The organism is Rhizobacter sp. P2_H2 (genome assembly GCF_056403375.1).
Genome location: NZ_JBFUFP010000098.1, coordinates 1 through 10,133, shown reverse-complemented (window position 1 = coordinate 10,133; position 10,133 = coordinate 1). Strand labels below are relative to the sequence as shown.

Below are 10,133 nucleotides of genomic sequence, written 5' to 3'. Positions count from 1 at the left end.
CCTCACGCTCGCTGCGCGCCGCCGCGGCGCGGGCCTCCTCGACGCGCTGCGCCTGGTAGGCCGCGAGATCGTCCACCGCCTTCGCATAAGCATCGGCCGCCGGTCGCAGCTTGCCGGCGATGTCGTCGCCGGCGACCTTCTCGCCGGCCGCCTTGCGCTTGACCAGCCCGTCGCGCACGCCGCGGAACTTGCCGCCGGCCTCGTCGATGACGCTGAACAGCTCCTTCGTGCGCTCGTTGTCGACCAGGTCTTCCAGCGTCTTGCGAACCACCTCGGAGCGCGCCGAGGTCAGCTTGCGGTCGGCATTGATGCGGGCGGCGAACTCGGCATCGTCGATCTGCAGCAGCGTCTCGGCACGGGCCGAGCTGAGCACGACGATCGAATGCAGCTCGCGGGCGAGCAGCGCGCGCTGCGACGACGCGCCGCCCAGGTCGGTGGCGATGTCCTGCAGCCGGTCCAGGCGCCAGATGCCGATGCCGGCGGCCAGCGAGGTCACCAGCATCACCAGGCCGAAAGCCAGCGCCAGCCGCGGGGCCAGGCGCATGCGCGAAAAGAGGGAAGTCATGGAAAAAGTCCTTGGAACTGCATTGGACGGAGGTGCCGCTGTCGGCAATCGACCGACAACGGCAACGCAATCCCCGGCTATCGGAAAAACGGCGCTGAACTTAAGGGTTTTCCCGAGGTGGCCGGCGCTCCATGCCCCAGGTGTCGGCGGCGCGCTGGAAGCCCAGCGCCTCGTACAGGCCGATCGCCACGTAGCCGGGGTCCGCGATGATCACCAGCGACGACAGGCCCATGACCTCGAAGCCRTGCCGGCACACCGCATGGATCAGCGCCGAACACAGGCCGCGGCGTCGCCAGGCCGGGTGCGTGGAGACGAACTGGAAGCGGCCGATGGCGCCCGGCCCGAAGCCGTCGCGGAACAACCCGCAGTCGGCGACGAGCAGCGCTTCACCGGTGTCGTTGCCGTCGGCGCCCGGCGGAGCGAAGACACCGAACCAGTGCCCGAGCCCGGCGCGCTCGAAGCTGCCGTAGMGCAACATCTGCCGTTCACGGAAAACCAGGTAGCCGCCGGGCTCGTGGCCGTCGATATCGGCCGCCACCTGCAGCTTCGCGGCCAGGGCACCCTCGTCGGGCAGGCGCAGCGGCCGGATCCGCCACCCATCGCCGATCGCCTTGCGCGGGGGCTTCAGCTGCCGCGGTGCGAGCGTCAGCACCGCGCCTTGCATCGCCGTGAGCCCGAGCGCCGCGAAATCCGCCGGCACCTCGATCGGCCCCGCTGCGTCGACGCCGAACGCGAGGTGCCTCGATTCCGGCTGGTGCTGCACGATCTCGCGCTCGAACGCGGCCGTCCAGGTGGCGGCATCGCCTGCGCGCGGCGCGCGGTCGAACAACAGGAAGTTGCCCCACCAGAAGGTCGGGTTCTGCGGCGTGCGGATCAGCAGGTAGTCCGGCCGCTCGATGACTTGCGCATCGAAGCGGGGAAAGATCAGCTCGCTGCGCCAGCCGAGCGACAGGCGGTCGATGAAGGGCATCAGGGGTCACCGGTTTCGGGCGGACCGACAGTATCCGGCGGCCCCGGGTCGGCAACTTGCTAGCATCCGCAGCGGCGTCACGGAGGGCGCCTCACAACAAGGACAACACGATGCATCGGGAGAAGGAACGCCCCGTCCGCGCAGGGCGGAACCGGGCGCTGAGGGCGTGCTTTGCCGGCTTGATCCTGTCGATGGCAGCCGGCAGCCACGCGGCAGAGTACCGCCGCGGACCGGCACCGGCCTGGGTCAGGCCGCAGCCGCTGGACGAGCAGGCCAAGCCGCCCCTCGGCAAGGGCAGCCAGGGAACGCACTACCTGCTGGTCGACCAGCAGACCCGCCTCGACGGCAGCGAGCGCAGCACCTACCGGCGCGTCGCCAGCCGGGCGCTGAACCTGCGCGGCGTCGAGTCGGAGTCGCACCAGTCCATCGAGTTCGACCCGTCCTATGAAACGCTCACGCTGCACACGCTGAACGTGCACCGCGACGGCCGCATCCAGGACCGCCTGGCCTCGGCGCAGATCAAGGTGCTGCAGCGCGAATCGGACCTCGAATCCCGTGTCTACGACGGCAGCAAGACCGTCGACATCGTGCTCGACGACATCCGCCCCGGCGACGTCGTCGACTACGCCTACAGYCGCTCCGGCAACAACCCGGTGTTCGGCGGCCGCGCCTTCGGTCGCATGGACCTGCAATGGTCGGTGCCGGTGCATGCGATGCACCACCGCCTGCTGGCGCCCTCGGACCGCACGATCCAGTGGCTCGCCTCGCCGGCAGCTCCACCGCTCCTCGAAGAACGCCAGGGCGCGTGGACCGAGCGGGTCTGGCAAGCCACCGGCATCGATCCGATACCGCAACAGAACGACACGCCGCGCTGGTTCGATCCGTATGCGTCCGTCAGCTGGAGCGAGTTCGCCGACTGGGCCGACGTGGCACGCTGGGCCGAGCCGCTGTATGCGGCGCAGGCGCCGGCGGCCGGCCCGCTGCGTGCCGAGATCGACCGCATCGCCGCCTCGGCCCGGTCGCCCGAGCAGCGGTTGCTCGCGACGCTGGCCTTCGTGCAGTCGCAGATCCGCTACCTCGGCGTCGAGGTGGGTCCGGGATCGCACGCACCGCGCCCGCCCGAGACGGTGCTCGCCCGCCGCTACGGCGATTGCAAGGACAAGGTGCTGCTGGCCGTGACGATGCTGCGCGCGCTCGGCGTGCAGGCCGATCCGGCGCTGGTCCACACGCGGCTGCGCGGCCACGTCGGCGACCGCCTGCCGTCGCCCGGTGCCTTCAACCACGTCATCCTGCGTGCGCAGCTCGGCGACCGGGCGGTGTGGGTCGACCCGACCCGCTACCTGCAGCAAGGCCGCATCGATCACATCGCGCAGGCCGACTTCGGCCGGGCGCTGCTGCTGGACGGCCGCTCGACCGCCCTCGAGCCGATGCCGGCGGCAGCGTCCACCGGCCACCCGCACGACATCGCGATGGTGATCGACGCCTCGCGCGGCTTCGACAAGGCGCCGACACTCGACATCACCAGCACCTACCAGGGCGAGAAGGCCGACGAGATGCGCGACACGCTGCGCAACGACAGCCTGGCCGACCTGCAGGCGAACTACCTGAACTTCTACCTGCGCTCGTACCCCGGTCTGAGCGTCGCGAAGCCGTTCAGCTTCGAGGATGACGAGGCCGGCAACCGGCTGGTGACCCACGAGCACTACCGCATGGCGACACTGGTGACCGAAGAGGCCGACAGCCCGCGGCCGCCGGCCTACCTGCGCGTGCCGGACATCCGCTCGCTGCTCGGGCGGCCGGACGACACCGTGCGCAGCGCACCGCTTCGCATCGATCACCCGAAGGACGTGACGGTGTCCCTCACCGCGCTGCTGCCCGGCCGGTGGGCGCTGAAGACCGAACACACCGAGGTGAGCGACCCGGCCTTCGAGTTCAGCGCCGACTCGGGGGTCGACACCACCCAGCGCACGCTGCTGATGAAGTACCACTACCGCAGCCTCGACGACCATGTGCCGCCGGCCCGGCTCGCGGCCTACATCGCCCATCTCGAGGAGGCACGCGACCAAGTGGGCTACCGCCTCGATCCGCCCAAGCCGGGCGCCAAGCCGACGACCGAGGGGCGCATCGGCGTCATGGCGTGCCTGCTCGCGGCGCTGCTGGTCGCGATCCTGTGGGCCCTGAGCAGCGAGGTGACGCACGACAACCGGCTCGCGGAGACCGGCCCGCCGCAGGCCCCGCTGCCGAATTGGCGGCTGCTCGCGGTGGGCACCGTGCTGTCGTGGGGGCCGTGGCTGATGTGCGGGGTCGTGGCGGTGGCGATCTGGGCCTTCGACAAGCACTTCGGCATGTCAACGGTGCTGCTCGCGTCGTGCATGCTCATCCTCGCCGCATGGCTGCGGCACCAATGGAGCGCAGAGTGGCGGGCCTGGTCGGCACGGCGCACCAATGACGCCGCGCGTCTCGGGCGAATCGCCGGCTGGTTGCGCGTGCCGGAGTTGCCTGCATCACCGTAGGCACATGACCGATCGTCAGCATCATTGACAGAACAAGGACAAATCTCCCAAAGCACTCGGCCTTCTCTGCACATTCACTGCAAGCTCGCTGGCTAGCGTCCACCCGCTGGCCACACAACGCGCACGCAGGGGCGTGCGCACCAGCATTCAACGCAGGGTGCGCACGATGTCGAAGACTCCTCTTCTCTTCGCGGGCTGGTTGTTGTTGTCGGCCTCATTGATCTCTCCACTTTGGATCTGTCATGCCGAGCTGCAGCCGCCGCCCGACGCCGACCTGCAGGCCGTCCAGGCCTGGCTGCAGCGCCCCGAGGCCGATCTCGACCTCGGCGAGGTCAAGCTGGCGATCGACAAGCGGGTCGAGCCACGCATCGACCTGGACGCCATGCGCAGCCGGCTCGACGCCATCGCCGGGCAGGTGCTGGAGATGCTGCCGCCGGCGCCGACCCGCCATGAGCGCTTCGAAGCGCTGCACGCCTACCTCTATCGCGCCGGCGACTGGAACGGCCAGCGCCCCTTCCTGCGCGCCACCGACGACCCGGGCTGCCGTGACATCGCCACCAAGCTGCTCGCCACCCACCTCGTCACGCGGCGCGGCAACTGCGTGTCGATGGCGATGCTGGTCACGATCGTCGGCCAGCGGCTCGGCCTGGACATCAGCCTCGCGACCTCGCCGCAGCAGCTGGGCGTGCTCTACCGCGACGAAGGCGGCGTGCTGCGCATCCTCGACCCGGCCTCGGGCGAGTTGAAGGCCGACACGCCCCGGCCGCGCGGCGCGGCGCCGGTCACCGCATTGCGCGCGCTCACGCGCCGCGAATCCGCCGTGTTCGCGGCGCAGCTGCTGGTGGAGAACCTGGCCCGCCTGCCCGGGCAGGAGTCGCGCCGCGCCGCGCTGGCCGAGCTGCTGCGCGCGAACGACCCGCGGCACGTCGCGATGCAGCCCGCCGCGCCCACGGCCCAGGTGGCACAGCGCGAACGCGTGCGCTGAAGCGCCGCTCTCGGCAGCGATCTCAGCGCCGGCTCGCGATCCAGCGTTCGACATGAGCGTCCAGCACCGACAGCGGCGGCTGGTCGTCGAAGCGGTTGTCGCCGGCCAGCGTCGCGGTGTAGCCCGGGTCGAGCCGGGCCTGTGCGTCGTGGTACTGACGGGCCAGTGTCGCGAGCGCCGCGGCCGGATCGGCGGCGACCGGTGCAGCATCGACGGGCGGCTGGAACAGCGCCAGCACGCCGCTGAGGATGGCGACCCACAGGGTGCGGTTCAGGATCATGGTGCAGCGTCCTTTCAGCGGTGGCAGCGCACGAAGGCGCAGGGCAAGCGCGGCAGGATACGCGCGCACCCCGCACGAAATTGTCAGGAGTGTTCGGCCGCGCGTCAGGAGGCCCRCCGCCATGCCCCTCGTCCGCGCGGACGCCACGCGATGTCGTATCGTCAACCGATGGACTCACAGACGGAATCCCACCTCGACAACGTCTTCTGGCACGCGCTGAGCGGCCCGCAGCTGCGCTTTTCAAGCGGCTCGGCACGCGCGCGGCGTTATGCGCCCGGCCTGTCGCCGATCTTCGCGTTCGCCGACCTGACGCGGCCGGACTTCGACAGCCTCTCGCCGCACTGCGACCTCGGCGAACACCTCTACATCGCCGACTGGCGCGGGCCGGTGCCACGCGACTGGCAGCTGCACGTCGAGACGACGATGCACCGCATGGTCTGGCACGCCGATGCGCCGCCGGACGACCTGCTGCCCGACGCGGTCCGGCTCGGCCCCGAGCATGCCGCGCAGGCGATGGCGCTGGCCGCGCTGACACGCCCCGGCCCGTTCGGGCCGCGCACCATCGAGCTCGGCGAGTACTTCGGCTGCTTCGACGGCGGCCGGCTGGTCGCGATGGCCGGCGAGCGCTCCAACGCCGGCACGCTGCGCGAGATCAGCGGCGTCTGCACGCACCCGGAGTTCCAGGGGCGCGGCTTCGCGCGCCAGCTGATGAACAAGCTCGTGCGGCGGCAGGTGACGCGCGGCGAGACGCCCTTCCTGCACGTGATGTGCAGCAACGAGGCGGCGCATGCGCTGTACCAGCGCATGGGCTTTCGCGATCACCGCGATCCGGTGACGGTGCGCGTGCTGTCGAGGCTGTAGGCGGCGACCGGCCCGGCGGCCGCCATGCGGTCGAGCACGCGCGCCCACGCGGTGATGCGCCGCGGCTCGCGCGCCGGCTCGCCACGCTCCAGGCCGCGCCAGATGCCGGCTTCGTTGAAGCTGATCAGCACCTGCAGGTCGGGCCGGCGCGACAGCGGGTGCACGGCATCGAGCAGGTTGTCGAGGATCAGCGGATCGCCGTCGGCCTCGCCGGGCGGCAGCCAGGCCAGCACCATGTGGCGCTGCCGCGTCCCGGACGGGCCGCCGATGCGGACCTCGGCGTACGCGATGCGCAGCTGGTCGGCCGGCAGGCCGGCGGCGACCAGGCTGAAGTACTTCGCGATCGCGTAGTCCWCGCAGTCGCCACTGCCGCGCTCGCGCACTTCGTCGGTCGTGGCCCAGGGGGCAGCCGGTTCGCGGCGGCGTGGGTCGCCGTCGTACACGATGCGGTGGTTGACGGACGCATTGCGCGCAGCAAGCAGCAAGGGGGTCTGCGCCGGATCGGCAGGCTGCGCCGTGGAGGGCAAGGCCGCGAGCATCAGCACCGCGCACAGCAGGGAAGCGAGGAGGCGGGCAAGAAGGTGGATCGGTTTCATCGAAGCGGGACGATGCCCGCCAAAGATGGACAACCGATGCAGATCGGCCAGACAAAGCGCCGACGACGCGTCCACGTGGCGCGGCATCCCGGCAAGGCGTCCCTGGTGAGGCACGCGCGACGCGATCGGTCCCATGGCGGGCTCCACGTCATGGCCCGCGTGAACAGGCCCGGTGAACTGCAGTGCCGGATTTTGCGCCTCGGCGGCGCGGGCCCCGATCCTCAATGTTGAGGATGGGGGCCATCCGGCAGGTTCAGAACACCACGGCCTGCCCGTCCCGCCGCGCGTCGCTCGCGGCCACGTAGCCTTCGCTGCCCGGGTCGCCGAGCCGCCAGATGAACTGGCCGGCGCCGAAATCCTGGTACGAGTCGTTGATGACTTCCATGCGGTGGCCGCGCTCGGCGAGGCCCTGCACCGTCGCCGGGTTCATCGAACGCTCGACGTTGATCTCCAGCCCCTGGTTGAAGCGCCAGCGCGGCGCATCGCAGGCGGCCTGCGGGTGCTGGCGGTAGTCGAGCATGCGCACCAGCGTCTGCAGGTGGCCTTGCGGCTGCATGTTGGCGCCCATCACGCCGAAGCTCATCTGCGGACGGCCGTCGCGCGTGAGGAAGGCCGGGATGATCGTGTGGAACGGCCGCTTGCCCGGTGCCACCTGGTTGGCGCTGCCGTCGGCCAGGCTGAAGCCGTGCCCGCGGTTCTGCATCGACAGCCCGTACCCCGGCACCACCACGCCCGAGCCGAAGCCCATGTAGTTGCTCTGGATGAAGCTCACCATCATGCCGCTCTCGTCGGCCGCGCTCAGGTAGATGGTGCCGCCCTTCACCGGGTTGCCGGCGCCGAAATCCTGCGCGCGCTTCATGTCGATCAGCTTCGCGCGCGACGCGAGGTAGGCGCCGTCCAGCAGCTGCGCCGCCGTCACCTCCATGCTGGCCGGCTCGGCGACGAAGCGGTACACGTCGGCGAACGCGAGCTTCATCGCCTCGATCTGCAGGTGCTGCGAATCGACGCCGTCGACCGCCAGCCTCTCCAGGTCGAAGTTCGACAGGATGCCCAGCGCGATCAGCGCCGCGATGCCCTGCCCGTTCGGCGGGATCTCGTGCAGCACGTGGTCGCGGTAGGCCTGGCCGATCGGTGCCACCCACTCCGGCCGGTAGGTCGCGAAATCGGCCACGCTGATCGCGCCGCCGTGCGCCTTCGCGTGGCGGGCCGCCGCCTCGGCGATCTCGCCGCCGTAGTACGCGGCGCCCCGCGTCTGCGCGATCAGGCGCAGCGACCGCGCGGCACCGGGGAAGCGGAACAGCTCGCCGAGGTTCGGCGCGCGGCCGTGCGGCATGAAGGTCTCGGCGAAGCCCGGCTGCTGCTCCAGCAGCGGCACCGCGGCCGACCACTTCTGCTGCACGACGGTAGGCACCGCATACCCGCGCTCGGCGATCTCGATGGCCGGCGCCAGCAGGTCGGCGAACGGCAGCTTGCCGAAGCGCTCGCTCAAGGCCACCCAGCCGGCGACGGCGCCCGGCACCGTGGCACTGTCCCAGCCGCGCACCGGCGGCGTCTTCGCATCGGCGCCGTACTTGCCGCGGAAGTACCCGGGCGTCCAGGCCGCCGGCGCGCGCCCGCTCGCATTCAGGCCGTGCAGCGACTGCCCGTCCCACAGGATGCAGAACGCGTCGGAGCCGAGCCCGTTGCTGACCGGCTCGACGACGGTCATCGCGGCCGCCGCGGCGATCGCCGCATCCACCGCGTTGCCGCCGTTCAGCAGCATGCGCAATCCGGCCTGCGCGCCCAGCGGGTGCGAGGTCGACACCACGTTGCGGCCGAACACCGGCAGGCGCTGGCTCGAATAGCCAGCGCTCCAGTCAAAGTGATTCGTTGCGTCCATTCCCTGGCCCTTGAAAGTGATGCGCGGATGATGCCCGCCGCGCCCCAAAAGAAACAGGCCGCTCGAGGCGGCCTGTGTTTTGACTGGAAGAGCGCTATTCCTCCTGGAATGCCTCTTCGCGTTTGGACTTGATCGACGGCAGCAGCACGATCACGATCATCAGGGCGGCCGCGATCAGCAGCCCGGCCGACAGCGGCCGCACGAGGAAGGTGCTCCAGTCGCCGCGCGACAGCAGCAGCGCGCGGCGCAGGTTCTCTTCCATCATCGGGCCGAGGATGAAGCCCAGCAGCAGCGGCGCCGGCTCGCAACTCAGCTTGTAGAACAGGTAGCCCACCACCGCGAACGCCGCCGTCATGTAGACGTCGAAGGTGTTGTTGTTCAGCGTGTACACACCGATGCAGCAGAACAGCGTGATCGCCGGGAACAGGAAGCGGTAGGGCACCGTCAGCAGCTTGATCCAGATGCCGATCAGCGGCAGGTTCAGGATCACCAGCATCGCGTTGCCGACCCACATCGAGGCGATCAGGCCCCAGAACAGCTGCGGGTTGCTCGTCATCACCTGCGGGCCGGGCTGGATGCCCTTGATCGTCATCGCGCCCACCATCAGCGCCATCACCGCGTTCGGCGGGATGCCCAGCGTCAGCATCGGGATGAACGAGGTCTGCGCACCGGCGTTGTTCGCCGACTCGGGACCGGCCACGCCGCGGATGTCGCCCTTGCCGAAGCGGCCGGAAGCGCCTGCCACCTTCTTCTCGACCGTGTACGCCGCGAACGAGGCCAGCAGCGCACCGCCGCCCGGCAGCACGCCCAGCACCGAACCCAGTGCGGTGCCGCGCAGCACCGCGGGCCAGGCGTCCTTGAAGTCCTGCTTGGTCGGCCACAGGCCCTTCACGCTCTTCGTGAACACCTCGCGGTGCTCGGCCGGCATGCCCAGGTTGGCGATGATCTCGCCGAAACCGAACACGCCCATCGCGATCACGACGAAGCCGATGCCGTCGGTCAACTCGGGGACGTCGAAGCTGTAGCGCGCCTGGCCGGAGATCACGTCGGTGTTGATCTGCGCGAGCAGCAGGCCGAGGATGAYCATCGAGATCGCCTTGATCAGCGAGCCCGAGGCCAGCACCACGGCGCCGATCAGGCCCAGCACCATCAGCGAGAAGTACTCCTGCGGGCCGAACTTGAAGGCCAGCTCGGTCAGCGGCGGCGCGAAGGCCGCGATGATGATGGTGCCCACGCAGCCGGCGAAGAACGAGCCCAGGCCTGCCGCGGCGAGCGCCGCACCGGCACGGCCCTGGCGGGCCATCTGGTAGCCGTCGATCGCGGTCACGACCGAGCTCGACTCACCCGGCACGTTGATCAGGATGGCGGTCGTCGAGCCGCCGTACTGCGCGCCGTAGTAGATGCCGGCCAGCATGATCAGCGCCGGCGTCGCGTCGAGCGCATAGATCGACGGCAGCAGCATCGCGATGGTGGCCACCGGGCCC

At 70.3% G+C, this 10,133-nt stretch carries 9 protein-coding genes; 3 read left to right on the top strand and 6 right to left on the bottom strand.

Going from position 1 to position 10,133, the window contains the following annotated elements; translation table 11 throughout:
* Both AC1D15_RS08705 and AC1D15_RS08700 read right to left on the bottom strand, forming a co-directional pair.
* A partial coding sequence (locus AC1D15_RS08705) for an MCP four helix bundle domain-containing protein (protein WP_477825667.1) occupies positions 1 to 565 on the bottom strand: 565 nt, incomplete at its 3' end.
* A 100-nt stretch (positions 566 to 665) separates the two neighbouring features.
* Complete coding sequence (locus tag AC1D15_RS08700; protein WP_477825666.1) at positions 666 to 1,535, bottom strand: GNAT family N-acetyltransferase; 870 nt, start codon at positions 1,533 to 1,535, stop codon at positions 666 to 668.
* Between the two features lie 191 nt (positions 1,536 to 1,726).
* Between AC1D15_RS08700 and AC1D15_RS08695 the strand changes: the two genes are divergently transcribed.
* A complete protein-coding gene (locus AC1D15_RS08695; protein WP_465111867.1) occupies positions 1,727 to 4,048 on the top strand; it encodes a DUF3857 domain-containing protein in 2,322 nt (773 codons plus the stop codon).
* Positions 4,049 to 4,214: 166 nt separating this feature from the next.
* Positions 4,215 to 5,033 carry a transglutaminase family protein gene (locus tag AC1D15_RS08690; RefSeq protein ID WP_465111866.1) on the top strand — a complete coding sequence of 273 codons (819 nt, stop codon included), beginning with the start codon at positions 4,215 to 4,217 and terminating at the stop codon, positions 5,031 to 5,033.
* 22 nt (positions 5,034 to 5,055) lie between these two features.
* On the opposite strand, the gene AC1D15_RS08685 is transcribed toward AC1D15_RS08690, so the two are convergent.
* Positions 5,056 to 5,313 carry a hypothetical protein gene (locus AC1D15_RS08685; RefSeq protein WP_465111865.1) on the bottom strand — a complete coding sequence of 86 codons (258 nt, stop codon included), beginning with the start codon at positions 5,311 to 5,313 and terminating at the stop codon, positions 5,056 to 5,058.
* Positions 5,314 to 5,481: 168 nt separating this feature from the next.
* On the opposite strand from AC1D15_RS08685, the gene AC1D15_RS08680 reads away from it, so the two are divergent.
* Complete coding sequence (locus AC1D15_RS08680) at positions 5,482 to 6,174, top strand: GNAT family N-acetyltransferase (RefSeq protein WP_477825665.1); 693 nt, start codon at positions 5,482 to 5,484, stop codon at positions 6,172 to 6,174.
* Here AC1D15_RS08680 and AC1D15_RS08675 read toward each other — a convergent pair.
* The 3 genes from AC1D15_RS08675 to AC1D15_RS08665 all read right to left on the bottom strand — a co-directional run.
* Positions 6,132 to 6,770 (bottom strand): transglutaminase-like cysteine peptidase, encoded by a 639-nt coding sequence (locus AC1D15_RS08675; protein WP_477825664.1) that lies wholly within the window; start codon positions 6,768 to 6,770, stop codon positions 6,132 to 6,134. The two genes, AC1D15_RS08680 and AC1D15_RS08675, sit on opposite strands and share 43 nt — an antisense overlap.
* A 253-nt stretch (positions 6,771 to 7,023) precedes the next feature.
* A complete protein-coding gene (locus tag AC1D15_RS08670) occupies positions 7,024 to 8,649 on the bottom strand; it encodes a gamma-glutamyltransferase family protein (RefSeq protein ID WP_477825663.1) in 1,626 nt (541 codons plus the stop codon).
* Positions 8,650 to 8,743: 94 nt separating this feature from the next.
* The coding region (locus AC1D15_RS08665; protein WP_477825662.1) for a tripartite tricarboxylate transporter permease at positions 8,744 to 10,133 on the bottom strand (1,390 nt) is incomplete at its 5' end.

Excerpts from the sequence above, each read along its gene's own strand:
- AC1D15_RS08685 (WP_465111865.1), bottom strand. The coding sequence starts at position 5,313 with ATGATCCTGAACCGCACCCTGTGGGTCGCCATCCTCAGCGGCGTGCTG.
- AC1D15_RS08680 (WP_477825665.1), top strand. The coding sequence starts at position 5,482 with ATGGACTCACAGACGGAATCCCACCTCGACAACGTCTTCTGGCACGCG.
- AC1D15_RS08690 (WP_465111866.1), top strand. The coding sequence starts at position 4,215 with ATGTCGAAGACTCCTCTTCTCTTCGCGGGCTGGTTGTTGTTGTCGGCC.
- AC1D15_RS08670 (WP_477825663.1), bottom strand. The coding sequence starts at position 8,649 with ATGGACGCAACGAATCACTTTGACTGGAGCGCTGGCTATTCGAGCCAG.